We start from the raw sequence: 25,386 nt of genomic DNA on the forward strand, positions 1-25,386 counted from the left end.
CCCCTAGTTTTCCCCGTCGCACTGTCACCCACCTGGAACCCGCCTGGAAGTTTTCTGAAAGTCACAGCGGGAACCGGCGGGACGTCACTCCGCGTCGCCGTCCGCCTCGGGCAGCAGGGGCAGCCGGACCCGGAACGTCGCCCCCCCGCCCGGGGTCTCGTCCACCTCGACGGTGCCCTGGTGGGCGGTGACCAGCGCCGCGACGATGGCCAGGCCCAGCCCGGTGCTGGTGATCCCGCTGGCCCGGCGGGTCCGGGCCGCGTCGGCGCGGTAGAACCGCTCGAAGACCCGCTCCGCCTGCTCCGGGGCAAGCCCCGGCCCGGTGTCCGCCACCTCCACCACGGCCACGTTCCCGGCCTCGGAACGCAGCCGCAGGGTCACCGACGCCTCCGGCGGGGTGTGCGTCAACGCGTTGGTCATCAGGTTGCCGATCACCTGCCGCAGCCGGGCGTCGTCGGCGTGCACCACCAGCGGCCCGGAACCCGGGGCGATCTCCAGCTCGATGTGCCGTTCCGGGGCGACCACCCGGGCCGCCTCGACCGCCTCGGAGGCGAGCACCGGCAGCTCCACCGGGGCGAGCGACAGCGGACGCTCCCGGTCCAGCCGGGCGAGCAGCAGCAGGTCCTCCACCAGCAGCCCCATCCGGGCCGCCTCGTCCTCGATGCGGCGCAGCAGGTCGGCGGTCTGCTCGGGGGCGCGGGCCGCCCCCTGCCGGTACAGCTCGGCGAAGCCCCGGATGGTGGTCAGCGGGGTGCGCAGTTCGTGCGAGGCGTCCGCGACGAACTGCCGCATCCGCTCCTCCGACCGCCGGGCGCGGGCCTCCGACGCCAACGCGGCGTGCGCGGCGTCCCGGGCCCCGGCCTCCGCCGTACGGGCCGCCATCTCCGAGGCGGCGCGGGCGGTGAAGGCGGCCTCGATCTGGGCCAGCATCGCGTTCAACGCCCGGGAGAGCCGGCCCAGCTCGGAGGTGGCGCACTCCTGCCCCTCCTCCGGGTCGGGCACCCGGCGGGTCAGGTCACCACCGGCGATCGCGGCGGCCGTCCGTTCGATCTCCACCAGCGGTTTCAGGCTGGTCCGGACGATGGCCGCGCCGATCGAGGCGAGCAGGATCAGCACCGCCCCACCGACCAGCATGTCTATCCAGATGAGTCGCTTGACCGCCAGGTCGACGTCGGTCATGTGCTGGCCGAAGGCGAGGATCCGGCCGTCGCCGAGATCGGTGTAGAGCATCCGCCACCGGGTGCGGCCGTCCTTGGACTGGACGGTGAACGGGTCGCCGACCAGGGCCGAGAAGCCGGCGAAGTCGGTCGGGAACTCCGGCAGTTCCTCCGGGCGCAGGCCGGAGTAGCGCGACGTCCCGTCCACCCCGGCCCGGCTGGCCTGGGCGGCCACGTAGTCGGTGGGGATGCCCACCACGAGCGGGCCCTGGGCCTGGCCGAGCGCCCGCGCCACCCCCTTGGTGTCACCGCTCAACTGGTCGTCGACCTGGCCGATCAGGTACTCCCGCAGGAAGTACGTGGTCAGCGAGCTGATCACCACGAGGGCGATGGCGACCAGGGTGAGCACCGCCGCGACCAGCTTGACCCGCAGCGGAACGCTCCGGAGCCGCCCCTTCGCCTCGTCGAGCGGATTCACGCCGCCGGCTTGCGCAGGACGTAGCCCACGCCGCGCAGGGTGTGGATCAGGCGGGGCTGGGTGTTGTCGACCTTGCGGCGCAGGTACGAGATGTACGACTCGACGATGTTGTCGTCACCCCGGAAGTCGTAGTTCCACACGTGGTCGAGGATCTGCGCCTTGGACAGCACCCGGTTGGCGTTGAGCATCAGGTAGCGCAGCAGCTTGAACTCGGTCGGCGAGAGCTGCACCCGCTGGCCGGCCCGGTGCACCTCGTGGGTCTCCTCGTCCAGCTCCAGGTCGGCGAAGGTGAGCCGGGAGGGGGCGTGCTCGCCGGTGGCCGTACGCCGCAGCACCGCCCGGATGCGGGCGGTCAGCTCCTCCAGGCTGAACGGCTTGGTGACGTAGTCGTCACCGCCCAGGGTGAGCCCACGGATCTTGTCGTCGGTGGCGTCCCGGGCGGTCAGGAACACCACCGGGGTACGCGTGCCGCCCTCGCGGAGCATCCGGATGACCTCGAAGCCGTCCAGGTCGGGCAGCATCACGTCGAGCACCACCAGGTCGGGACGGTGGTCCTTGGCCGCGTGCAGGGCCGCGCTGCCACTGGTGGCGGTCGCCACGTCGAACCCCGCGAAGCGGAGGCTGGCGGAGAGCAGTTCGAGGATGTTGGGGTCGTCCTCGACGACGAGCAGTCGCGCCTCGGTCTGGGTAGCGGCCATGCTGGCCATCATCCGTGACGTCGCTGCGTCGGCGCTGGACGGTTCCTGCAAAAACCCTGTGAAGCCGGCCGCACCCCCCACGCGCCGGTCACCGCAGCAGCCGGCGCAACCCGTCCAACGCGCCGTCGAGGACCCGGATCGCCGTACGGAGCTGGGTGTCGCTGAGCCGGCCGGCCCGGACCAGGGCCCCGACCTCGACGGTGAACTCGGCCAGCCGCTGGTTGAACTCGGCCAGCAGGGGCGGGCCGCCCGTGGTGGGGGTCGCCGGGCGGGGCGGGGTGGAGGCGGCCGGACGGTCCCAGCGGGTCTGCCGGGTCTGCCGGGCGGCCTCGCGCAGTTCCCGCTTGAGGTCACGCACCGAACCGCGTACCTCGGTCTGGATCTCGCCGGCCAGCGCGGAGAGATCCTCCACCGAGGCCGAGATGTCGGATTCCAGGGCGGTCAGTTCGTCGGCACGCTGCCGCAGCTCGGCCCGGCCGCCCTCGGTGATCTCGTAGACCTTGCGTCCGCCGGCGGCGGTGTGGGTGACCAGCCCGTCGGCCTCCAGCCGTTGCAGGCGGGGATAGATGGTGCCGGCGCTGGGGGCGTAGAGGCCGAGGAAGCGCTCCTCCAGCAGCCGGATCAGCTCGTAGCCGTGCTTGGGGCCGTCGTCGAGCAGCCGTAGCAGGTAGAGCCGCAGTCGCCCGTGACTGAACACGGCGGTCACGGCAGCTCCTCCTGGTCGGCGTCCACCGGCCGGGCGAGCAGCGCGATGCTGCCGGAGGTCGCGGACGCCCAGAGCTTACCCGCGCCCGCGCCGAGCACCCCGTGGCTGTCCTTGACCGGGCCGACGCCGACCCCGCCGCCGACCTGGGGGAAGCCGCTGGTGATCCGGCCCGAGGTGGTGTGCAGGTGGACGGCGAGGTCGCTGTCCTCGCGGACCCGTACGGTGATCGGCCCGGAGATGGTGGTGAGTCGGATGTCGCTGCGCCGGGGGTTGTCCAGGTCGCAGGTGATCGCCCCGGAGACGGTGTTGGCGTGCACCCGGCCGGCCGCGCTGTCGGCGAGGGTCACCTCGCCGGAGACCGTGTTCAGCACGAGGTCGCCGGTGACGCCGAGCGCCTCGACCGGGCCGGAGACGATCCGCGCGTTGGTGCGCCCGGCCAGGCCCATCAGGGTGATCTGCCCGGAGGTGACGTCGACGGTGGTGTCGTGGGACAGCCCGGAGGCGACCAGCGTGCCGTCGACCAGGTGCAGGTCGGCCAGGGTGCCGGCCGGGACGGCGATGGACACCTCGGCCCGGAACCGGCGACCGAGCTGACCGAGCCACCAGAGGAAGCCGGGCCAGCGGGGTGGACGTTCGTGCTCGATCCGCAGGACGCCGTCGTGGTGCTCGACGACGACCGGACGGCTGCTGATCCGGGTGACGTCGATCCGCGCCGGCCCGTCGGTGCCGACCACGTTGAGCCGCCCGGTGACCAGGCGGACGTCGAGCCTGGTGACCGGCTCCTCGACGGTGATCCGTTGTGGTCTGTCGACCTTCCAGTTGGTCATGACGTCTCCCTCCGGGGTCACGGCCGACGGCCGCGCCACTGCACGGAGGAAGCGTAACGCGATACATCGCGATAGAACAAGACTGTCGCGAGCCGCCGCCCGCCCGCAGCCGGCAAGATCCACTTATCTGAGCCGATCCAGCGGTATCCCGCGAGCAGGTCACCGCAACATCGGCCCCCACGAGTCGATCACGCGGACGACGCGGGCCGATCGCGGCCCGCGGGTCAGGCGGCCAGGCCGAGGCCCGCCCCGACGACCGGGCGGGGCGGCAGCAGGTGCACGGCCGACTCGGCGGCCCGGGCCAGCACCCGGCGGTCCGCGCCGGGGACCGGGTGCAGGGCGGCGGTCACCGCGATGTCGACCACCAGATCCCGGGCGGCCAGCACCCGGCGTACCGAACGCCACAGCGTGTCGTCGCCGAGGAAGGCGGCGGTGGTGGTCGTCGCCCCGGTGGCAGCACAGCGGTAGCTGATCCGCAGCGGCACCACGGGGGCACCGGCGTCGACGGCCGCCTGGAAGACCGCCGGCCGGAAGCCCCGACGCGGTCGGCAGCCGGCCGAGGGGACGACGCCGCACCAGGTCGTACCCTCGGGGAAGACCGCGACCGGGTGACCGGCGCGCAGGGTGGCCGCGAGCCGGGCCACCGTGCGCGGCAGGTCCCGGGGCCGGGCCCGGTCGACGAAGACCGTGCCACCGGCGCGGGCCAGCAGCCCCAGCACCGGCCAGTTCCGCACCTCCCGCTTGGCCAGCAGCCGAGCCGGCGCGACCGCCAGCACCGCGAACACGTCCAGCCAGGAGACGTGGTTGGCGACCAGCAGCGCCCGTCGCCGGGGCAGCCGCCCGCGCACCACCAACCGCACCCCGAGCGCCCCGGCGGTCCGCCGGGCCCAGCCCCGCAGCACCGCCGCCCGCCGCGCCGCCGGCACCACCGGCAGCAGCACGGCCAGGCCCACCCCGGCCAGCAGCATCCCGAGTACGCCCACCAGCCGCGCCACCTGCCGGGCGGGCGGCGCCCCGGCCCGCCCCGCCCCCGGCAGGCAGTCCGGCCCGCAGCCGGCGGTCGGCCGCCACAACTCGGCGCTCACCGGATCACCCCGCCCAGGAAGTGCCGGCGGTAGCGCGGGTTCATCCGGTCCAACGAGAACAGCAGGTAGAAGTCGGCACAGCGGAAGTCCGGGTCGTACGCCGGTTCCCCGGCGACCCACGCGCCGAGCCGCAGGTAGCCGCGGACCAGCGGGGGGATCAGCGCCCGCCCGGCGGGGTCCCCGGTGGCCGACGCCGGTGCCGCCGCGCCCGGCTCGGCGAACCAGGGCCGCAGCGGGCGGAGGCGCATCAGCGGGGGCGCGAGGTGCCCCGCCCCGGCCAGCGCCCACGTCTCGGTTGCGGCCCGGCCGCCGTCGCCGACCGGCACCGAGGCGCAGCCGCCCAGCCAGTTCACCCCGCGCAGGTGCAGGTAGCGGGTCAGTCCCGCCCACATCAGGTTGAGCACCGCGCCGGAGCGGTGGTCCGGATGCACGCAGGAGCGGCCGGTCTCGACCAGCAGGTCACGCAGCGGTTCGAGCGGGGTCAGGTCGAACTCGCCGGCGGCGTACCGGTGATCGGTGCGGCCGGGAGGCAGCAGCCGGTAGGTGCCGACCACCGCGCCGGTCCGCTCCTCGCGGACGATCAGGTGGTCGCAGTGGACGTCGAGGTCGTCGGTGTCCAGCCCGGCGGCACCCGGGCGCAGGGTCGCGCCGAGTTCGGTGGCGAACACCTCGTGGCGCAGGCGTTGCGCGGCCGCGACCTGGGTCGGGTCGTCGGCGATCAGCAGGGTGTATCCACTGGTCGTCAGGGGTGCGCCAGCGGCATGCAGAACAGCCATGGGACCTGTGTAGGTGCCCCGGGTTGCCGGCCACCCGGGGACGGGTGTCGATCCGGTGAACGCCGGTCGGCAGGACCGGTCCCGGGTGTGACCAGGGTGGTTCACGGGGCCGGTGGGGCGGTTGGGAGGCCCGGCCGGGGCGTGCGAGGCTGCCTGCGGGTGCCCGGCCGGCCGGGCCGACGACACGGTGGAGGGGCGATGATCATCGAGGCGCGGTACCAGGGGCCGCCCGGCACGGGCAACGGCGGCTGGAGCGCGGGGATCTTCGCCGGGGCGTACGGCGCGGACGGGCCGGTCGAGGTGACGTTGCGTCGCCCGCCGCCGCTGGACACCCCGCTCACCCTCACCGACGGCCACGTGCGCGACCCCGACGGGCGCATGGTCGCCGAGGTACGCCCGGCCGGTGCTCCACCCGCCCCGGTCCCCCCGGCGGACCCGGCGACCGCGCGGACCGCCTCGGCCGGCTACCCGGGACTGGTGGACCACCCCTTCCCCGGCTGTTACGTCTGCGGCCCGGAGCACCCGGACGGCCTGCGGATCTACCCCGGGCGGCTGCCCGACGGCCGGACCGCCGCGCCGTGGCGGACGCCTGCTCAGGTGAGCGCGCCGACGGTGTGGGCGGCGCTGGACTGTCCCGGGGGCTGGGGGGTGATCGCTCCGGGCCGGCCGTACGTGCTGGGCCGGCTCGCCGTGACGCTGGACGCGCTGCCCGAACCGGGCGGGGAGTACGTGGTCACCGGGGCGGTGGACACCGTCGAGGGACGCCTGGCGGTGGTGCGTACCAGCCTCTACGACGGTGCCGGCGGGCTGCTGGGCCGGGCCCGCGCCACCTGGGTCGCGCTGCCTTCCGAGTCTCGTCCCTGAGGACGACCCGCTCCTGCCTGAGTCGGAGCAGGGCCTAACGACCAGGGCTGATGGCGTAACTTGACCTGACCAGCAAGGCTGGCAGCGGCGCATTCCGCGCAACGGCGTCACAGAACGCGGTGCCCCGCGCGCCGCCGCACGGGAGGAGAACGATGTCCGACGGGCAGTGGAGCCCCAGCACCGGCCAGATCGTCGTGTCCGGTTTGACCAAGCAGTACAAGAACGTCCGGGCGGTCGACAACCTGTCCTTCACGGTCGAGTCCGGTCGGGTGACCGGCTTCCTCGGCCCGAACGGGGCGGGCAAGACGACCACCCTGCGGATGCTGCTGAACCTGGTCACCCCGACCGGTGGCACGGCGACCATCGGCGGCCGGCGGTACGCCGACCTGACCGACCCGCTGCGGCACGTGGGCGCGGTGCTGGAGGCGTCCAGCGCACACAAGGGCCGTACCGGCATCAACCACCTGCGGGTGATCTGCGCGGCGGCCGGCCTGCCCAGGAGCCGGGCCGACGAGGCGCTGGCCCTGGTCGGGCTCACCCCGGCGGCGAAGCGCAAGTTCAAGGGCTACTCGCTGGGCATGAAGCAGCGGCTCGGCATCGCCGCCGCGATGCTCGGCAACCCTCAGGTGCTGATCCTCGACGAGCCGGCCAACGGTCTCGACCCGGAGGGCATCCGCTGGATGCGTGGCTTCCTCAAGGGGCTGGCCCACGAGGGACGCACCGTGTTGGTCTCCAGCCACCTGCTGTCCGAGATGCAGCTCCTCGCCGACGACGTGGTGATCATCGCGGCCGGCAAGCTGATCCGGCAGGGGCCGGTGGAGCAGGTGCTCGGCTCGATGGCGCAGGGCGGCCGGGTGCGGGTGCGTACCCCGCAGGCCGAGGAGCTGACCGTGGCGCTGCGTGAGCAGTCCGCCACGGTGGAGACCGACGAGCACGGCCTGCTGCTGGTCAGCGGGGTGGACGCGCCGGTGATCGGCCGGGCCGCGCTGGCCGCCAAGATCGAGCTGCACGAACTGACCCCGGAACGACCCGACCTGGAGCGGGTGTTCCTGGAGCTGACGGCCGGGAAGGCGGGCATCCGATGAACCTGGTCCGATCCGAGCTGTTGAAGATCCGTACCACCAGCACCTGGTGGATCTTCGGGCTGATCACGGTGCCGCTGTGGGCACTCACCGCCCTGATCAACTGGTTGCAGACCGACGCGCTGGCCAGCAACGACTTCGGCGAAGTGCCGGCCGACCAGGCCGACCAGATCCAGGCCGCGCAGTCGGTGGACAGCCTGGCCGCCAACGTCTACACCAACGGGCAGTTCTTCGGTCTGATGATCGTGATGCTGCTCGGCATCATCGTGGTGACCAGCGAGTTCTTCCACCAGACGGTCACCACCACCTTCCTCACCGTGCCGCACCGGACGGCGGTGATGCTGGCCAAGCTGGCCGCCGCGGCCGTGCTGGCCGTGCTGTTCTGGCTGGTCACCACCGTGTTCAACCTGGCCTTCGGGGCACTGGTGATGAACAGCGTCGACCTGGGCTCGCAGCTCGGCAGCGGCGCGGTCTGGCGGGCCACCGCGCTCAACGGCCTGGCGTACCTGCTCTGGTCGGTGCTCGGCGTCGGGATCGGGGTGCTGATCCGCAGCCAGATCGGCGCCACGGTCACCGGCATCCTGCTCTACCTGGGTGGCGCGGTCGGCGCGGCCATCGCGATCAGCATCCTGGCCGCCCGCTGGGGTGACTGGATCAACGACCTCCAGGTGCTGGTGCCGTCGCTGGCGTCGTCGCTGATGGTCAGCGGCACCGAGATCCCGGGCAACCCGCCGCGCTGGGCGGGTGCGGTGGTCCTCATCGGGTACGCGGTGGTGGCCGGCGCGATCGGCACGCTCACCATGCGGCGGCGGGACATCTCCTGACCCGACCCGTTCTCCGCACCGGCCCGGCGCGACGACCCGTCGCGCCGGGCCGGTGTTCCTCCTGGCGCTTTCCGGGCGGCCCGGCCCGGCGACTCTCCGCCTCGCACCCGCTCCGGTACGGAGTCGGCGGGACACGAAGAGCTGATTGACTTTCGATATCTTCTGTGAAACCGCCCACCCCCCGGAGGTGGAAATGCCTATCGTATTTGCACGGCGTAGCCTGGGAGCCGTCTCCCGTCCACGCGCACGTACGGACGACGGCGGACACCGCGTGACACACAAACCCGCGTGAAAGAGGCGATTACCGGCCGTGTCGACCCAGCAGACTTCGCAGGAGAACCCACTGGCGGGTTTCGGCCCGAACGAGTGGATCGTCGAGGAGATGTACCAGCGCTACCTCGCCGACCCGTCGAGCGTCGACTCGGCCTGGCACGACTTCTTCGCCGACTACCGACCCGCCCCCGGTGCCGCGACCCCGCGCCCGGCTGACGGCAAGGCCGCACCGGCCGCGACGGCGGAGCCGGCCGAGCAGCAGGAGCCGGTCGCCACCGTCGCGACCGGGCCCGCCGCGACGGCGGCGACGGCCGATGCCCGGCCGGCCGCCACCGCCAAGCCGGCCGCCACCGCCAAGCCGGCCGCCACCGCCAAGCCGGCCACCGCCGCCAAGCCGGCCACCGCGAAGACCGCCACCAAGTCCGCCGCGAAGCCGGCGGCCACCGAGAAGGCCGCCCCGGCCAAGCCGGCGGCGAAGGCGCCGTCGGCCAGCGCCGCCGGCACCACGCCGCTGCGCGGGGTGGCCGCCCGGATCGTGCAGAACATGGACGCCTCGCTGTCCGTGCCGACCGCCACCAGCGTGCGCGCGGTCCCGGCCAAGCTGCTCGTCGACAACCGCATCGTGATCAACAACCATCTCGCCCGGGGGCGTGGCGGCAAGGTCAGCTTCACCCACCTGATCGGGTACGCGTTGGTCCGGGCCGTGGTCGAGCACCCGGAGCTGAACAACTCGTACGCCGAGGTCGACGGCAAGCCGGCGATGGTCCGCCCGGAGCACGTCAACCTGGGCATCGCCATCGACCTGGTCAAGCCCGACGGCACCCGCAACCTGGTGGTGCCGTCCATCAAGGGCTGCGAGCAGATGGACTTCCGGCAGTTCTGGCAGGCGTACGAGGACGTGGTCCGGCGCGCCCGCCGCAACGAGCTGACCATGGAGGACCACTCCGGCACGACGATCTCGCTGACCAATCCGGGCGGCATCGGCACGGTGCACTCGATCCCCCGGCTGATGCAGGGGCAGAGCGCCATCATCGGGGTCGGTGCGATGGAGTACCCCGCGCCCTACCAGGGGATGAGCGAGGCGACCCTGGCCGAGTTGGCGGTCAGCAAGATCATCACGCTGACCAGCACGTACGACCACCGGATCATCCAGGGCGCGCAGTCCGGCGAGTTCCTCAAGGTGATGCACGAGCTGATGCTCGGCGAGCACGGCTTCTACGACCAGATCTTCACCTCGCTGCGCATTCCGTACGAGCCCGTGCGCTGGGTGCGGGACGTGGCCGTCGACTCCGAAGGCCAGATCAACAAGACCGCGCGGGTGCACGAGCTGATCCACGCCTACCGGGTCCGGGGCCACCTGATGGCCGACACCGACCCGCTGGAGTTCACCATCCGCAAGCACCCCGACCTGGACGTCCTCCAGCACGGGCTGACCCTGTGGGACCTCGACCGCACCTTCCCGGTCAACGGCTTCGCCGGCAAGCAGCGGATGAAGCTGCGCGAGATCCTCGGCGTGCTGCGTGACTCGTACTGCCGTCGGCTCGGCATCGAGTACATGCACATCCAGGACCCGGAGGAGCGCCGCTGGATCCAGGAGCGGATCGAGCGCCGCTACGAGAAGCCGGCCGCCGACGAGCAGAAGCACGTGCTCAACCGGCTCAACGCCGCCGAGGCGTTCGAGACCTTCCTGCAGACCAAGTACGTCGGCCAGAAGCGGTTCTCGCTGGAGGGCGGCGAGTCGCTGATCCCGCTGCTCGGCGAGGTGCTGGAGGCGTCCGCCGAGGACGGGCTGGACGAGGTCGTCATCGGCATGGCGCACCGGGGCCGGCTCAACGTGCTGGCGAACATCGTCGGCAAGCCGTACGAGAAGATCTTCTCGGAGTTCGAGGGGCACCTCGACCCGCGGTCCACCCAGGGCTCCGGCGACGTGAAGTACCACCTGGGCCAGAACGGCAAGTTCACCACCCCGGACGGCGACCACTCGGTCAAGGTGTCGGTGGTGGCGAACCCGTCGCACCTGGAGGCGGTGGACCCGGTGCTGGAGGGCATCGTCCGGGCCAAGCAGGACCGGATCGACCTCAAGCTGGAGGGTTACACCGTGCTGCCGCTGGCGGTGCACGGCGACGCCGCGTTCGCCGGGCAGGGCGTCGTCGCCGAGACGCTCAACCTGTCCCAGCTGCGCGGCTACCGCACCGGCGGCACCGTGCACGTGGTGGTCAACAACCAGGTCGGGTTCACCACCGCCCCGGAGTACAGCCGGTCCAGCCTCTACAGCACCGACGTGGCCCGGATGATCCAGGCGCCGATCTTCCACGTCAACGGCGACGACCCGGAGACCGTGGTCCGGGTGGCCCGGTTGGCCTTCGAGTACCGGCAGGCGTTCAACAAGGACGTCGTGATCGACATGGTCTGCTACCGCCGGCGCGGGCACAACGAGGGCGACGACCCGTCGATGTCCAACCCGCAGATGTACAAGATCATCGACTCGAAGCGGTCGGTCCGCAAGCTCTACACCGAGGAGCTGATCGGTCGGGGCGACATCACCGTCGAGGACGCCGAGGAGCTGCTGCGCGACTACCAGTCGCAGCTGGAGCGGGTCTTCAAGGCCACCCGGGACGCCGCCACCACCCCGCGCCAGGTCGGCCGGCCCAGCCGCGAGGAGGAGCCGGAGCCGCAGGTGCAGACCGCCACCGACGCCGCAGTGGTCAAGGCCATCGGCGAGGCGCACGTCAACCTGCCCGAGGGCTTCACCCCGCACAAGCGCATCCAGCAGCTGCTCGACCGGCGGGCCAGGATGTCCGTCGAGGGCAACATCGACTGGGGGTACGGCGAGATCATCGCGTTCGGCTCGCTGCTGCACGACGGGATCACCGTCCGGCTCGCCGGGCAGGACTCCCGCCGGGGCACCTTCGTCCAGCGACACGCCTCGATCGTCGACGCCAAGACCGGCGAGGACCACCTGCCGCTGAAGTCGCTCACCGCCGACGGCGAGCGGTCCCGGTTCTTCGTGCACGACTCGCTGCTGAGCGAGTACGCCGCGATGGGCTTCGAGTACGGCTACTCGGTGGAGAACGTCAACGCGCTGGTCTGCTGGGAGGCCCAGTTCGGTGACTTCGTCAACGGCGCCCAGTCGGTGATCGACGAGTTCATCTCCTCCGGCGAGGTGAAGTGGGGCCAGCGTTCCGCGGTCACCCTGCTGCTGCCGCACGGCCACGAGGGACAGGGCCCGGATCACACCTCCGGCCGACCGGAGCGGTTCCTCCAGATGTGCGCCGAGGACAACATGCGGGTGGCCGTCCCGACCACCCCGGCGAACTACTTCCACCTGCTGCGCCGCCAGGCCCTCTCGCCCAAGCGCAAGCCGCTGGTGGTGTTCACGCCGAAGTCGCTGCTGCGGCACAAGCTCTGCGTCAGCCCGGTGGAGGACTTCACCACCGGCACCTTCGCCCCGGTGCTGGCCGACACCGCCGCGCCCGCCCCGGAGCAGGTCAAGCGGGTGCTGCTCTGCTCGGGCAAGGTCTACTACGACCTGTTCCAGGCCCGGCAGGAACGCGGCGTCACCGACACCGCGATCGTCCGGATCGAGCAGCTCTACCCGCTGCCTGTGCAGGAGATCCGGGACGCGCTGGCGGCGTACCCGAACGCGGAGGACTTCGCCTGGGTGCAGGAGGAGCCGGCCAACCAGGGGGCGTGGAGCTTCGTCGCGCTCAACCTGCTGGAGCACCTGGCCGACGTCCGGCTGCGCCGCATCTCCCGGCCCGCCGCCGCCGCCCCGGCGGTGGGCTCGGCCAAGATGCACGAGGTGGAGCAGACCGCGCTGATCGACGCCGCGCTGCCCCGCCCCTGACCCGATCCGTACCGACCCACCCGGCCCGCCCCTGTCCAGGGCGCGGGCCGGGCCCGTCAGCGAGCAACGAGGAGCACTGTGTACTTCACCGATCGTGGGATCGAGGAGCTGGTGCAGCGGCGGGGGGACGAGCAGGTCACCCTGGAGTGGCTGGGCGAGCGGCTGCGCGACTTCGTCGACCTCAACCCCGAGTTCGAGACGCCTGTCGAGCGGTTCGCCACCTGGCTGGCCCGCCTCGACGACCTCGACGAGGACTGACCGCCCCCATCCCAGCGGGGGGGTCAGCCGTTGCGCACCGCCGGTTCCAGGCCGGTACGCCGCAGCTTCTGCCAGCCCAGCCGGCCCCCGGTCAGCGCGGTGACCACCGCCTGCACCATCACCAGGTACATCAGCTGCCGGTAGACGAACTGTTGCAGGGGCAGCACCCACAGCACCCCGAGCTTCTCCCGGTCCAGCCGGAACGCCACCACGGCGGTGACGGTCTGCACGCCGAGCATGACCAGCCAGGCCACCGCCGTGGCCCGCCGGTCGAGGAAGAACAGGCCGTACAGGGCCAGCAGGTCGATCACCGGCGCGAGCAGCGGCAGCAGCACCCCGAAGAGGCTGAGGAAGAACAGGCAGCGCCTGGTGAAGCGGCCCGACGCGCCCCGGTCGAGCACCGAACGCCGGTGCTTCCACATCGCCTGCATGGTGCCGTAGCTCCACCGGTAGCGCTGTTTCCAGAGCTGCCCGATGGTCGCCGGGGCCTCCGTCCAGGCGCGGGCGGTCTCCTCGTAGACCACCTTCCAGCCGGCCCGGCCCAGGGCGATGGTGATGTCGGTGTCCTCGGCGAGGGTGTCGTCGGTCATCCCCCCGGCGTAGCGCAGCGCCTCCCGCCGGAACCCGCCGATCGCGCCCGGCACCGTGGACATGCAGCGCAGCGTCTCGTAGAGCCGCCGGTCGAGGTTGAACCCGATGACGTACTCGATGTGCTGCCACTTGGCGATCAGGCTGCGCCGGTTGCCGACCTTGACGTTGCCGGCCACCGCGCCGACCTGCGGGTCGGCGAAGGGCTGCACCAGCCGGCGGACCGCGTCGGGCTCGAAGACGGTGTCCCCGTCGACCATCACGATCAGGTCGTGCCGGGCCAGCGCCAGGCCGGTGTTCAGAGCGCTGGGCTTGCCGCCGTTGGGCTTGCGGACCACCCGGACGTTGGGCAGGCCGAGCGCGTCGACGATGTCGGCGGTGCCGTCGGTGGAGCCGTCGTCGACGACGATCACCTCGATCCCGCCGGGATGGTCGCCACCGGCCAGGGAGCGGACCGCCGCGGCGATCCCCTCCTTCTCGTTGTAGGCCGGGACGATCACCGAGACCGGCGCGGTGACCGGCGGCCCCCAGCTCCAGCCCTTGGCCCGCCGTCGTCGGGCGTGCCGCCCGGCCAGCACGAACAACACGAGGGTACGACCCACGGTGAGCAGCCCGACGAGGACGAAGAGGCCGCCGAACACGGTCAGCGCGCTGTCGGCGCCCTGCACCGCCCAGATCAGCGTCCGGCCGCGCCACCGTTCCCCGGTGCCGGCGGGGGTGGCGGCGTCCATCCGGTGGTCGACCCCGGCGGCGGCGAAGGCGAGGTTCAACCCCTCGGTCGCGGTGACGAACCGGTACCCCCGTTCCTTCATCATCGGGATGAACCGGTCGAGGGCGGCGACGGTCTGCGACCGGTCGCCCCCGGCGTCGTGCCAGAGGGTGACCGCACCGGCGTCGCCGTCCGGTGCGGCGTTCTCCACGATCCGGTCCACCCCGGGCAGCGACCAGTCCTGGCTGTCGGTGTCGTTGAGGAGCGTCAGGTAGCCCAGGTCACCGGCGGCGGTGACGACCGGCCAGTCCCGGTTGTCGATCGCGCCCGGATGCGACGAGTACGGGAAGCGCACCAGCGAGGTCCGCGACCCGGTGGCGCCGGCCACGGCGAGCTGGGTCTGGGCGTACTCCAGGCGTTGCCGCCACGCCGGCAGCTCGGCGAGGTCGGGGTGGGTGAAGGTGTGCACGCCGAGCTGGTGACCGCCATCGGTCAGCTCGCGGGCCACCTCGGGGTGCCTGGCGACCTGCGAGCCCAGCACGAAGAACGTGCCCTTGACCTGGTGGGCGTCCAGGACCTTGAGCACCTCGCGGGTCCAGACCGGGTGGGGGCCGTCGTCGAAGGTCAACGCGATGGTGCGCGGTGGTAGCCGGTAGGAGCGGACCAGCTCGCTGCTGGCGCTGATGATCGGCCCGCCGGTCACCACGGAGGTGGGCACCTCCCGCTGCCCGGCGACGCTGTCCCGGCGGTCCGGGGCGAAGGAGGCGTTGGCGTACGCGCCGACCAGCAGCACACCGGCCAGCAGCGCGAGCACCGTGCCCAGCAGGATTCCGCTCGGCGGCGGCACCGCCCGCCGCCGGGCCGGCCCGGGTGTGCGCCGCCGGGTCGACCCGGGGACGCGACGGCGGGTGGCCGGGCCGGCCGGCTCAACCATCGACGTGGACGCCGTCGGCACCGCCGGGGAGCGGATCGGGCAAGGCGGGCGGCTCGTCAGTGGGCGTCGGCGGGTTCGGCGTCGTGGCCTGCGGCGTCGACCGGGTCGGCCGGGGCGACGCCGTGGAGGTGGCCGGGCCGCGGCTCGGCGACCGGCTGGCGCTCGGCGAGGGCGAGGGGCTGGCGGCGCCGGGGGTGGCGGACGGGGCCGGGGCGACTGCCGGACCGCTCCCCCGGGACGCCCGGGGGGCGACGGTCGGTGCCCCGGCGCCGGTGGTCGTGGCGGGGGCGGCCGGGGTGGTGGTGGCCGTCCGGGCTGGCGGTGACGACCGCTCGGGCTGCGCGACCTCGTCGACGAAGGGGAGCACCGCGTGCGGGGCTATCCCCCCGGCGAAGCTGACCCCGACCAGCCCGGAGTAGATCAGGACCACCAGCCCCAGGGCGTACGCGAGCCAGCGCAGCCGGGAGTGGCGGCGACCGCTGGGGTCGACGAAGACGGGGACCGGCGGGGGCACGGCGGCGATCAACGCGGTGGGTCCGTCGGTCGGGCCGACGGTGCGGTCGAGCAGCACGGTCGGCCCATCGACTACCGTCACGTCTTCGGTACGATGTGGATCGAAAGTCGGCCGACCATCCAGCGCGCCCACGGGATTCGATCCTTCGAGTGGCGCATTCTTCCTGCTCAGCCGGTCGGCAGTCATGGGATGCGAGTTTAGGCACGAGGATCGCTCAGCTTCCAGCTCGTCCCACGAATGAGACTCGGGTCGCACCGGCACACACCTGCCGGCGACGGTTCAGGGCGAAGGTCCCGGGCGGGACACGACGTGATCTCCTAGGGTGGTGCCGTGGCCCGCAGCGTCTACCTGACCAGCGTGGGGTCCGGCGGGGGTAAGTCGACCATCGCCCTCGGCCTCGCGGAACTCCTCTCCCGGCAGGTCGAACGGATCGGCGTGTTCCGGCCGCTGGTCTCCGACACCGGCGACGACCCGATCCTCGCCCTCCTGCACGACCGCTACCGGATCGACCTGCCCGAGGCCGACCTGACCGGCACCACGTACGCCGAGGCGGCGGCCCTGGTCGCCGACGGCCGGCGGGAGGAGCTGATCTCCCGGATCGTCGGGCGGTACCGGGCGGTGGAACGGCGCTGCCCGGCGGTGATCGTGGTGGGCAGCGACTTCACCGACGGCGGGGACACCGCCGGCCCCCGGGAGCTGGCCTTCAACGCCCGGCTGGCCACCGAGTTCGGCAGCGTGGTGGTGCCCGTGGTGGACGGCTTCGGGCAGCAGCCGGAGGCGGTCACGGCGGCGGCGCGCGGAGCGTACCACGATCTGGCCGACCTGGGCGCGACGGTGCTGGCGGTGATCGCCAACCGGGTGACCGGGGCCCTGACCCTGCCCGAGTTGCCGGTCCCCGCGTACGCCATCCCGGAGGTGCCGAGCGTGTCCGCGCCGACGGTGGCGGAGGTGGCGGCGGCGCTCGACGCCACCCTGCTGGCCGGCGACGACGCCGCCCTCGGCCGGGACGTGCTCGACTACGTGGTCGGCGCGGCGCACGTGCCGACCCTGCTCGACCACCTGACCGAGGGGGCCCTGGTGATCACCCCGGGTGACCGGGCCGACCTGCTGGTCGCGGCGGCCACCGCGCACGTCGCCGGGCAGGTCTCGCTGGCCGGCGTGGTGCTCACCCTCGGCGAGCAGCCCGACCCCCGGGCGATGCGCCTGGTCGAACGGCTCAACACCGGCTTCGCCGTGCTCTCGGTGACCAGCGACAGCTACGACACGGTCGAGGCGTCCAGCCACATCGAGGGCCGGCCCGGCCCGGCCAACCCGCGCAAGGTGGAGGCCGCGCTCGGCGCGTTCGAGGGCCACGTCGACACCGTCGACCTGGCCCGCCGGCTGCGGGTCAGCCGCTCCGAGCGGGTCACCCCGCTGATGTTCGAGTACGACCTGATCGACCGGGCCCGCGCCGACCGCCGTCGGCTGGTGCTGCCCGAGGGCACCGACGAACGCATCCTGCGGGCCACCGAGATCCTGCTCCGCCGGGGGGTGGCCGACCTGACCCTGCTCGGCCGCCCCGACGAGGTGGCCCGCCGTACCCGCGAGCTGGGCATCGACCTGACCGGCGCGGAGGTGGTCGACCCGGCCGGCAGCGCCTGGCGGGACGACTTCGCCACCCGGTACGCGGCGCTGCGCGCCCACCGGGGCGTCACCGTGGAGCTGGCGCACGACATCGTGGCCCAACCCAACTACTTCGGCACCATGATGGTGGCCACCGGGCACGCCGACGGGATGGTCTCCGGGGCCACCCACACCACGGCCGCCACCATCCGCCCCGCCTTCGAGATCATCCGTACCGTGCCGGGCGTCTCGGTGGCGTCGAGCGTGTTCTTCATGCTGCTCGCCGACCGGGTGCTGGTCTACGGCGACTGCGCGGTCAACCCCGACCCGGACGCCGCCCAGCTCGCCGACATCGCCATCTCCTCGGCCGACACGGCAGCCCGGTTCGGCATCGAACCCCGGGTGGCGATGCTGTCGTACTCGACCGGGGCCTCCGGCGCGGGGGCCGACGTGGAGAAGGTCGCCACCGCCACCAGGCTGGTCCGCGAGCGCCGGCCCGACCTGCTGGTCGAGGGGCCGATCCAGTACGACGCGGCGATCGATCCGCAGGTCGCGGCGACGAAGCTGCCGAGCAGCACGGTCGCCGGCCGGGCCACCGTGTTCATCTTCCCGGACCTCAACACGGGTAACAACACGTACAAGGCGGTGCAGCGGTCGGCGGGGGCGGTGGCCGTCGGCCCGGTCATGCAGGGCCTGCGCCGGCCGGTCAACGACCTGTCCCGGGGCGCGAAGGTCGCCGACATCGTCAACACGGTGGCGATCACGGCCATCCAGGCGGCCGGATCGTCGGAGGAGGGGTCGTGACCGACCGGGTGCTGGTGCTCAACTGCGGGTCGTCGTCGGTGAAGTACCGGCTCTACGACGGGGATTCGAGCGTCGACCACGGCACCGTGGAGCGGGTCGGCGAGCCGGGTGGCGGTCCGGCCGACCACGCCACCGCCGTCCGGGACATCCTCGGCCGGCTCGACCTGGCCGGGCTGACCGCGGTGGGGCACCGGGTGGTGCACGGCGGCCGGCTGTTCAGCGCACCGGGCCGGATCGACGACGCCGTCGTCGCCGCGATCGGGGACCTGGTGCCGCTGGCCCCGCTGCACAACCCGGCCAACCTGGCCGGCATCGCGGTCACCCGGGAACTGCTGCCGGACGTCGCCCAGGTGGCGGTCTTCGACACCGCGTTCCACCACACCCTGCCCGAGTCCGCCGCCACGTACGCCATCGACCTGGACACCGCCCGCCGCCACGACATCCGCCGGTACGGCTTCCACGGCACCTCCCACGCGTACGTGTCGCGGCGCACCGCCGAGCTGCTCGACCGGCCGTACGACCGGCTGCGCACCATCAGCCTGCACCTGGGCAACGGGGCGAGCGCCTGCGCGGTGGACGGCGGACGCAGCGTGGCCACCTCGATGGGGATGTCGCCGCTGGAGGGGCTGGTGATGGGCACCCGCAGCGGTGACCTCGACCCGACGGTCATCTTCCACCTGCGCCGCGAGGGCGGGATGGGCGTCGACGAGATCGACGACCTGCTCAACCACCGCAGCGGGCTGCTCGGCCTCACCGGGGCCAACGACATGCGGGAGGTGCAGGCCCGCCGGGCCGCCGGAGACCCTGTCGCCATGCTCGCCTTCGACGTCTACTGCCGGCGGATCACCGGCTACGTCGGGGCGTACCACGCGCTGCTGGGCGGGGCGGACGCGATCACCTTCACCGCCGGGGTGGGCGAGCACTCCCCCGAGGTGCGGGCCGCCGCCCTGGCCGGGCTGGACCGGCTCGGCATCGCCGTCGACCCGGACCGCAACGCCGGCACCGGCGACCGGGTGATCTCCCCGGCCGGCGCGGAGGTCAGCGTCTGCGTGGTCGGCACCGACGAGGAACGGGAGATCGCCCGGCAGACCCGCGCGGTGCTGGCCGACGCCCCCTGAGTGGTGGAGCCGGACCGACCGGGGCGGTGACCGGCATCGTCCGGACGGCCGGGCCGGACCGGGCCGTCGACCACCTACGGTGCAGTCATGGGGGTGAGGCGGCCGTGCGCCGTGGCGGTGCTGGCCGCGCTGCTCGCCGGCTGCGGCCCGGCCACCGCCGCCACCGACCCACCGCCGCCGGCCCGGCACGCCCCGGAGCAGGCCCTGCCGGTCGCGGTACGCACGTTCACCGTCGACCCGGCCGGGCCGCGCCCGCTGCCGGTGACGCTCTGGTACCCGACCGTGCGGGGCCGGGTCGCTCCGGGCCGGTTCCCGGTGGTGCTGCACAGCCACGGCCTGCGCAGCCTCCCCGAGTTGCACGCCGCGCTGGCCACCCGGTGGGCCGCCGCCGGTTTCGTGGTGGCCGCGCCGACCTACCCGCACACCAACAGGCGGGCGGTCCGGTTCAGCCGCGCCGACGTCCGCAACCAGCCCGCCGACGGTTGGCGGGTGATCCGGCACCTGGTCCGGCTCGACAGCCGCGCCGGTGACCCGCTCGCCGGGCACCTGGACGTGGGCCGGTTCGCCGCGACCGGGCACTCGGCGGGCGGCTTCACCACGGCCGGCATGTTCACCTCCGGGCACCCGGCCCGGCTGCGCTCGGGCGTGATCATCGCCGGGGGCGGGTTGGCCGGCGCCTTCGCCGGGCCGGGTGCCCCGCTGCTGTTCGTGCACGGCACCGCCGACCCGGTGGTGCCGCTGACCGTCGGCCGGGCCGGCTACCAGCGGGCGACCGGCCCGAAGGCGTTCCTCAGCGTGCTCGGCCAGGGCCACGGCGAATACCTCACCCCGGGCCGGCCGGGCTTCGACCAGGTGCTCGCCACCGTCACCGACTTCCTCCGCTGGACCCTCTACGACGACCGGGAGGCCGGCCGCCGGCTGCGTGCCGACGCCACCCGCCCCGGGGTCACCACCCTCGACGACCGGCTGGCCGACGCCGGACCGTAGCCCGCCGGGCAGCCGTCACGGGCAGGCACAATCGTTCTCATGTCCCGTCGCCGTACCCCGGTCGTGCTGACCGCCGCGCTGCTGGCCGCCGGCCTCGTCGGCTGCTCGGCGTCTCCGCCCGCGCGCCCCGCCGCCCCGTCACCGACGCCGGCGGCCAGCGCCCCGGGGGCCACCCCGCAGGCGTCGCCCATCCCCGCCGGCACCGCGCCGACGCAGGCGTTCGCGGTCGGCGTACGGCAGCTCACGCTGAACCGGGGCGGCGACCGCCCGCTGCCGGTGACCCTCTGGTACCCGGCCCGGGGCACCGCCGGCGGGGCGGTGCAGCGCGACGCCACCGTGGCCGCCGGGCGGTTCCCGGTGGTGGCGTTCAGCCACGGCCTCGACGGGCGGCCGACCGACTACCGGGCGCTGACCACCCGCTGGGCGGCGGCCGGTTTCGTGGTGGCCGCGCCGATGTTCCCGCACACCGGCAAGGGCACCGACGGCAGCGTCCTGGACGTGCTCAACCAGCCCGCCGACGTGTCGTACGTGCTCGACAAGGTGCTGGCGCTGGACGCGAAGGCCGGCGATCCGCTGCGCGGCCTGCTGGCCACCGACCGGGTCGCCGCCGCCGGGCACTCGGCCGGCGGGGTGACCACCATCGGCCTGTTCACCACCGGCCGCGACGAGCGGCTACGCGCCGGGGTGGTCCTCGCCGGGACGGGGCTGGGCGTGGGCACCGCCTTCGCCGGGGCCGCCGCCCCGCAACTGTTCGTGCACGGCCGGGCCGACGAGGTGGTCGACTACGCCGCCGGCAGGGCCGTCTACGACGCGGTGCCGTGGCCCAAGGCGATGCTCAGCCTGACCCGGGGCGACCACGGCCGGGCCCTGCTCGGCGACGACACGGCCCTGCGGGTGGTCTCCGACACCACCGTCGAGTTCCTCCGCTGGACGCTCTACGGCGACGCGGCGGCCCGGGACCGGCTGCCCGCCTCGGCCACCCGGGGCGACATCGCCACCCTCGACGACCGCCTCTGAGCCGGCCGAAGGTCAGGCGGTGTGGTCGACCACGACCTTGCCGAAGACCTCGCCGGAGTGCAGCCGGGCGAAGGCGTCGGCCACCCGGCTGAACGGGACCACGCTGTCGACCACCGGGCGCACCTCGTGCTCGGCGCAGAAGGCGAGCAGCTCGGTCAGCTCGCCCGGGGTGCCCATCGAGGTGCCGAGGATCTCCAACTGCATGGCGAAGACCCGGCGCAGGTTCACCGGCGGCAGGTGACCGGAGGTCGCGCCGGCGACCACGATCCGGGCCATCGGGGCGGCCGACTTCAACGAGTGGTCGAAGGTGGCCGCGCCGACCGTCTCGATCACCACGTCGACCCGCTCCGGCAGCCGGGCACCGGGTTCCAGCGCCGTCGCTCCCAGCGCGGCGATGCGGTCCCGCTTGGCGGCGTCGCGGCTGGTGGCGTACACCCGCTTGCCCAGTGCCAGGCCGAGCGCGACGGCGGCGGTGGCGACCCCGCCGCCGGCTCCCTGCACCAGCACCGCCTCGCCGTCGGCGATCCGGCCCCGGGTGGTGAGCATCCGCCATGCGGTGAGCCAGGCGGTCGGTAGGCAGGCCGCGTCGGTCGCCGACAGGCCGGTCGGCAGCGGCAGCAGGTTCATCCGGGGTACGGCCACCCGCTCGGCGAGGGTGCCCTGGTAGTGCTCGGAGAGGATGGAGACGCCCCGCGGGTCGCCGGGGGTGGGCAGCACCGGGTAGATCACCACCTCGTTGCCGTCCGGGTCGGCGCCGACCGCGTCGCAGCCCAGGATCATCGGCAGTTGACCGTCGGCGAGCCCCACCCCGCGCAGCGACCACAGGTCGTGGTGGTTGAGCGAGCTGGCCCGCACCTGCACGGTCACCCAGTCGTCGTCGAGGTGGGCGGGCTCGGGGCGGTCACCGACGGTGAGCGCGGCGAGCGGGTTGTCGGCGTCGAACCGGGAGGCATAGGCGGCACGCATGATCCGCACCGTAACAGCGGAACGATCGTTCAAGAAGGGTCCGGGCCGGCCGGCCCGGACCCTTCCCGTCCGGTCGACGCCGCGTCGCGCGCCGGCCGGGCGGCGCGTGACGCGGCGGCTCAGGCGCGGGCGACGCCGTCGTGGCGGGCCGCCTGGGCCACCGCCTCCGCCACCGCGGGGGCGACCCGGGGGTCGAGCGGGGACGGCACGATGGCGTCCGGGCTGAGTGACCCGTCGACCACGCCGGCGATCGCGTCGGCGGCGGCCACCTTCATCCCGTCGGTGATCCGGGTGGCCCGGGCGTCCAGCGCGCCCCGGAACACCCCGGGGAAGGCGAGCACGTTGTTGATCTGGTTGGGGTAGTCGCTGCGCCCGGTGGCGACCACCGCCACGTGTCGGGCGGCGACCTCCGGGTCCACCTCGGGGGTGGGGTTGGCCAGCGCGAAGACGATGCCGCCGGGGGCCATCCCGGCGACGGCCGTCTCGGGGATCCGCCCACCGGAGACGCCGATCAGCACGTCCGCGCCGCGCAGCGCCTCGGTGACGTCTCCGCGCCGTCCCTGCGCGTTGGTGGTCTCGGCGAGGTGCGCCTTGGTCTCGGTCAGGTCTTCGCGGTGCCGGCCGATGACGCCCCGGGAGTCGCAGACCACCACCTGTTCGGGGTCCACTCCCCCGGCGACGAGCATGTGGGTGACCGCGACCCCGGCCGCACCGGCCCCGCTGACCGTCACCCGCAGGTCGCCGAGCTTGCGGTTCAGCAGGCTGGCCGCGTTGCGCAGCGCGGCCAGCACCACGATCGCGGTGCCGTGCTGGTCGTCGTGGAAGACCGGGATGGGCAGCGCCTCGTCGAGCCGCCGTTCCACCTCGAAGCAGCGCGGGGCGCTGATGTCCTCCAGGTTGATCCCGCCGAACGACGGGGCGAGGGCCCGGACCGTCGCCACGATCTCGTCGACGTCCTGGGTGTCCAGACAGACCGGCACCGCGTCGACGCCGGCGAACTGCTTGAACAGCACCGCCTTGCCCTCCATCACCGGCAGCGCCGCGCGCGGGCCGATGTTGCCGAGGCCGAGCACGGCGGAGCCGTCGGTGACGACGGCGACGGTGTGCGACACCCAGGTGTAGTCGTCGACCAGGGCGGGGTCGGCGGCGATCGCCTCGCACACCCGGGCCACCCCCGGGGTGTACGCGAGCGAGAGGTCCTCGCGGCTGGTCAGCGGGACGGTCGAGGCGACGGCGAGCTTGCCGCCGAGGTGCAGTCGGAAGACGGGATCAGCGGGATCCACGGTGGACGCAGACATGGTGACTCCAGGATCTGTCGAGCAGACGGAGCGGCCGGCGCGAGGGCGCGAGGTGAGGCGGAGCGGCGACACGCGGTACGGGGGTCACCCGGGCACCTCCCGAGCATAGTCAGCCCACAGGCGTCGGGTTGTGAGGAGGGTCATATCGGCGCGGGGGGCAGCCGGCCGGGGCGGGGCCAGTAGCGGAACACCACCCGGCCCAGCACGTCGGCCACCCCGTACGCCCGGGAGTCGTCGGTGACCAACGCGTTGTCACCGTGCAGCCACCACCCGCCGTCCTGGGGGCGTACGGCGCGCTTGACCACCAACAGGTCCGGACGGCTGCGGAAGACGGCCACCACGACGTCGCCGGGGCGGACCGGTCGGCCGCCCCGGCGGACCAGCAGGGCGTCGCCGTGGTGCAGGGTGGGTGACATGGACGGTCCGGTCACGCCGACGGCGGTGAGCGGGGCACGCGCCCGAAGGGTGGGACCCGAGCCGCCGACCGTCACAAGGTTTCCCCTCCGTCCCTGCCGGGGACGTCCTCAGGAGTAATGTCGGCTCGGATCATCGCAAACATCCCATGGAGGAACCTGATGCGACTTCCCCGCATCCTTTCGCCCCGTGTGACCGCCAGCGCACACTGTGACCTGCCCTGCGGCGTGTACGACCCGGCGCAGGCCCGGATCGAGGCCGAGTCGGTCAAAATGATCTGTGAGAAGTACCAGGCGAACACGGACCCCGAGTTCCGCACCCGGGCGATCCTGATCAAGGAGCAGCGCGCCGACCTGGTCAAGCACCACCTGTGGGTGCTCTGGACCGACTACTTCAAGCCGCCGCACTTCGAGAAGTACCCCCACCTGCACCAGCTGTTCAACGAGGCCACCAAGGCGGCCGGCGCGGCCGGCGCCAAGGGTGCGACCGACCCGGCCAAGGCCGACGAGCTGCTCCAGAAGATCGACGAGATCTCCAAGATCTTCTGGGAGACCAAGCAGGCGTGACCCTGCCCGCCACGGCACCGACGATCCGGCCGGCGCGTCCTGGGGACGTGCCGGCCATCGTCGCGATGGTGCACGAGCTGGCCGACTACGAGAAGGCCGCCGACCGGTGCGGGCTGACCCCGGCACAGCTCGACACCGCCCTGTTCGGGCCGGCCCCGGCGCTGTTCGGGCACGTCGCGGTGGGCGACGACGACCAGCCGGTCGGCTTCGCGCTGTGGTTCCTCAACTTCTCCACCTGGGCCGGCGTGCACGGCATCTACCTGGAGGATCTGTACGTCCGCCCCGCGCACCGGGGCACCGGCGCGGGCCGCGCGTTGCTCGCCACCCTCGCCGCGATCTGCGTGGAGCGCGGCTACCGGCGGCTGGAGTGGTGGATGCTCGACTGGAATCCGGCCGCCCGGTTCTACGCCTCGATCGGGGCCGAGCCGATGACCGAGTGGGTGCCCTACCGGCTCGACGGGGCGGCCCTGCACGACCTCGCGGCCGAAGGGGTGACGTCGGCCACGCGGGTGTCCGCCCGGCCGGGTAGAGTCCCGGACCGGGGGGATGAGGCGTGACTCAACTGACCGGCCAGCCAGCGACCGACGACGACGTCGTGCACCTCACCGTGCCCGCCGACGGCGGCTACCTGGGCGTGCTGCGCACCGCCACGGCGGGGCTCGCGGCCCGCCTCCAGTTCGCGCTCGACGAGATCGAGGACCTGCGCATCGCGGTCGACGAGGCGTGCGCGATGCTGCTCGCCATCGCCACCCGCGACGCCGAGTTGGAGTGCCGGTTCTCCGTCACCGAGGACGCGCTGACCGTCGAGGTGACGGTGCCGACCGTGCGCGGCGCGGCCCTGCCGGGAGAGTCCTCGTTCGCCTGGAAGGTGCTCACCGCGCTGACCACGGCGGCGGCGGCCGAGTCCACCCAGGGCCGGGCCACCATCTCGCTGCTGACCCGCCGCTCTGCCGGCTACTGACCGGACCTGCCGGCGTCACCGCGCCACGCCCGG

At 73.3% G+C, this 25,386-nt stretch carries 23 protein-coding genes; 12 read left to right on the forward strand and 11 right to left on the reverse strand.

Going from position 1 to position 25,386, the window contains the following annotated elements:
• Positions 1–84: 84 nt before the first annotated feature.
• The 6 genes from Q2K16_RS14760 to Q2K16_RS14785 all read right to left on the reverse strand — a co-directional run bounded on the left by Q2K16_RS14760 (position 85) and on the right by Q2K16_RS14785 (position 5,727).
• Positions 85–1,635, reverse strand: coding sequence for a sensor histidine kinase (locus Q2K16_RS14760; RefSeq protein ID WP_302746089.1), 1,551 nt, complete (start codon positions 1,633–1,635; stop codon positions 85–87).
• Entirely contained in the window at positions 1,632–2,333 is a 702-nt protein-coding gene (locus Q2K16_RS14765) for a response regulator transcription factor (protein ID WP_088646020.1), read from the reverse strand. Before Q2K16_RS14765 ends, Q2K16_RS14760 begins: the two co-directional genes overlap by 4 nt.
• A gap of 88 nt (positions 2,334–2,421) precedes the next feature.
• Positions 2,422–3,039, reverse strand: coding sequence for a PadR family transcriptional regulator (locus Q2K16_RS14770; protein WP_302746092.1), 618 nt, complete (start codon positions 3,037–3,039; stop codon positions 2,422–2,424).
• A complete protein-coding gene (locus Q2K16_RS14775; protein WP_302746094.1) occupies positions 3,036–3,866 on the reverse strand; it encodes a DUF4097 family beta strand repeat-containing protein in 831 nt (276 codons plus the stop codon). Before Q2K16_RS14775 ends, Q2K16_RS14770 begins: the two co-directional genes overlap by 4 nt.
• A 224-nt stretch (positions 3,867–4,090) precedes the next feature.
• On the reverse strand, positions 4,091–4,951 hold the full coding sequence (locus Q2K16_RS14780) for a lysophospholipid acyltransferase family protein (protein ID WP_302746096.1): 861 nt from the start codon (positions 4,949–4,951) through the stop codon (positions 4,091–4,093).
• On the reverse strand, positions 4,948–5,727 hold the full coding sequence (locus tag Q2K16_RS14785) for a GNAT family N-acetyltransferase (RefSeq protein ID WP_302746098.1): 780 nt from the start codon (positions 5,725–5,727) through the stop codon (positions 4,948–4,950). The genes Q2K16_RS14780 and Q2K16_RS14785 overlap by 4 nt, the downstream gene beginning before the upstream one ends.
• Positions 5,728–5,925: 198 nt before the next feature.
• On the opposite strand from Q2K16_RS14785, the gene Q2K16_RS14790 reads away from it, so the two are divergent.
• The 5 genes from Q2K16_RS14790 to Q2K16_RS14810 all read left to right on the forward strand — a co-directional run bounded on the left by Q2K16_RS14790 (position 5,926) and on the right by Q2K16_RS14810 (position 12,875).
• Positions 5,926–6,591 carry a hypothetical protein gene (locus tag Q2K16_RS14790; protein WP_302746100.1) on the forward strand — a complete coding sequence of 222 codons (666 nt, stop codon included), beginning with the start codon at positions 5,926–5,928 and terminating at the stop codon, positions 6,589–6,591.
• Between the two features lie 152 nt (positions 6,592–6,743).
• Positions 6,744–7,676, forward strand: coding sequence for an ABC transporter ATP-binding protein (locus Q2K16_RS14795; RefSeq protein WP_302746102.1), 933 nt, complete (start codon positions 6,744–6,746; stop codon positions 7,674–7,676).
• A complete protein-coding gene (locus Q2K16_RS14800; RefSeq protein ID WP_302746104.1) occupies positions 7,673–8,497 on the forward strand; it encodes a DUF2705 family protein in 825 nt (274 codons plus the stop codon). Before Q2K16_RS14795 ends, Q2K16_RS14800 begins: the two co-directional genes overlap by 4 nt.
• Positions 8,498–8,807: 310 nt before the next feature.
• Positions 8,808–12,617, forward strand: coding sequence for a multifunctional oxoglutarate decarboxylase/oxoglutarate dehydrogenase thiamine pyrophosphate-binding subunit/dihydrolipoyllysine-residue succinyltransferase subunit (locus Q2K16_RS14805; RefSeq protein ID WP_302746105.1), 3,810 nt, complete (start codon positions 8,808–8,810; stop codon positions 12,615–12,617).
• 78 nt (positions 12,618–12,695) lie between these two features.
• A complete protein-coding gene (locus Q2K16_RS14810; protein WP_088645992.1) occupies positions 12,696–12,875 on the forward strand; it encodes a DUF6104 family protein in 180 nt (59 codons plus the stop codon).
• Between the two features lie 23 nt (positions 12,876–12,898).
• Here the strand turns inward: Q2K16_RS14810 and Q2K16_RS14815 are convergent, their stop codons facing one another.
• Both Q2K16_RS14815 and Q2K16_RS14820 read right to left on the reverse strand, forming a co-directional pair.
• The gene (locus Q2K16_RS14815; protein ID WP_302746108.1) at positions 12,899–15,106 is read right to left on the reverse strand and encodes a bifunctional polysaccharide deacetylase/glycosyltransferase family 2 protein; all 2,208 of its coding nucleotides are present in this window, start codon (positions 15,104–15,106) and stop codon (positions 12,899–12,901) included.
• The gene (locus Q2K16_RS14820) at positions 15,099–15,701 is read right to left on the reverse strand and encodes a hypothetical protein (RefSeq protein WP_302746110.1); all 603 of its coding nucleotides are present in this window, start codon (positions 15,699–15,701) and stop codon (positions 15,099–15,101) included. The genes Q2K16_RS14815 and Q2K16_RS14820 overlap by 8 nt, the downstream gene beginning before the upstream one ends.
• Positions 15,702–15,950: 249 nt before the next feature.
• Here Q2K16_RS14820 and pta point away from each other — a divergent pair, with 249 nt between their 5' ends.
• The 4 genes from pta to Q2K16_RS14840 all read left to right on the forward strand — a co-directional run bounded on the left by pta (position 15,951) and on the right by Q2K16_RS14840 (position 21,148).
• The gene (gene pta, locus Q2K16_RS14825; RefSeq protein WP_302746111.1) at positions 15,951–18,026 is read left to right on the forward strand and encodes a phosphate acetyltransferase; all 2,076 of its coding nucleotides are present in this window, start codon (positions 15,951–15,953) and stop codon (positions 18,024–18,026) included.
• Positions 18,023–19,144 carry an acetate/propionate family kinase gene (locus Q2K16_RS14830; protein ID WP_302746113.1) on the forward strand — a complete coding sequence of 374 codons (1,122 nt, stop codon included), beginning with the start codon at positions 18,023–18,025 and terminating at the stop codon, positions 19,142–19,144. The genes pta and Q2K16_RS14830 overlap by 4 nt, the downstream gene beginning before the upstream one ends.
• Before the next feature lie 87 nt (positions 19,145–19,231).
• Complete coding sequence (locus Q2K16_RS14835) at positions 19,232–20,131, forward strand: alpha/beta hydrolase family protein (RefSeq protein WP_302746114.1); 900 nt, start codon at positions 19,232–19,234, stop codon at positions 20,129–20,131.
• 39 nt (positions 20,132–20,170) lie between these two features.
• On the forward strand, positions 20,171–21,148 hold the full coding sequence (locus tag Q2K16_RS14840) for an alpha/beta hydrolase family protein (protein ID WP_302746115.1): 978 nt from the start codon (positions 20,171–20,173) through the stop codon (positions 21,146–21,148).
• 12 nt (positions 21,149–21,160) lie between these two features.
• Here the strand turns inward: Q2K16_RS14840 and Q2K16_RS14845 are convergent, their stop codons facing one another.
• The 3 genes from Q2K16_RS14845 to Q2K16_RS14855 all read right to left on the reverse strand — a co-directional run bounded on the left by Q2K16_RS14845 (position 21,161) and on the right by Q2K16_RS14855 (position 23,903).
• Entirely contained in the window at positions 21,161–22,123 is a 963-nt protein-coding gene (locus tag Q2K16_RS14845; protein ID WP_302746116.1) for a zinc-binding dehydrogenase, read from the reverse strand.
• A 110-nt stretch (positions 22,124–22,233) separates the two neighbouring features.
• Positions 22,234–23,412 carry an NAD(P)-dependent malic enzyme gene (locus Q2K16_RS14850; RefSeq protein ID WP_302746117.1) on the reverse strand — a complete coding sequence of 393 codons (1,179 nt, stop codon included), beginning with the start codon at positions 23,410–23,412 and terminating at the stop codon, positions 22,234–22,236.
• A 140-nt stretch (positions 23,413–23,552) separates the two neighbouring features.
• On the reverse strand, positions 23,553–23,903 hold the full coding sequence (locus Q2K16_RS14855) for a S24/S26 family peptidase (RefSeq protein ID WP_302746118.1): 351 nt from the start codon (positions 23,901–23,903) through the stop codon (positions 23,553–23,555).
• Between the two features lie 84 nt (positions 23,904–23,987).
• On the opposite strand from Q2K16_RS14855, the gene sodN reads away from it, so the two are divergent.
• Genes sodN through Q2K16_RS14870 form a run of 3 tightly spaced genes read left to right on the forward strand, consistent with a single transcriptional unit; the run spans position 23,988 to position 25,353 of the window.
• Complete coding sequence (gene sodN / locus Q2K16_RS14860) at positions 23,988–24,392, forward strand: superoxide dismutase, Ni (protein WP_088645999.1); 405 nt, start codon at positions 23,988–23,990, stop codon at positions 24,390–24,392.
• Positions 24,389–24,949: a GNAT family N-acetyltransferase gene (locus Q2K16_RS14865; RefSeq protein WP_302746119.1), complete on the forward strand. Its 561-nt coding sequence runs from the start codon at positions 24,389–24,391 to the stop codon at positions 24,947–24,949. The genes sodN and Q2K16_RS14865 overlap by 4 nt, the downstream gene beginning before the upstream one ends.
• Positions 24,946–25,353, forward strand: coding sequence for an ATP-binding protein (locus Q2K16_RS14870; RefSeq protein WP_145921526.1), 408 nt, complete (start codon positions 24,946–24,948; stop codon positions 25,351–25,353). The genes Q2K16_RS14865 and Q2K16_RS14870 overlap by 4 nt, the downstream gene beginning before the upstream one ends.
• The last annotated feature ends 33 nt before the right edge of the window (positions 25,354–25,386 follow it).

This window comes from Micromonospora cynarisoli, assembly GCF_030518815.1.
Classification (GTDB): Bacteria; Actinomycetota; Actinomycetes; order Mycobacteriales; family Micromonosporaceae; genus Micromonospora; species Micromonospora wenchangensis.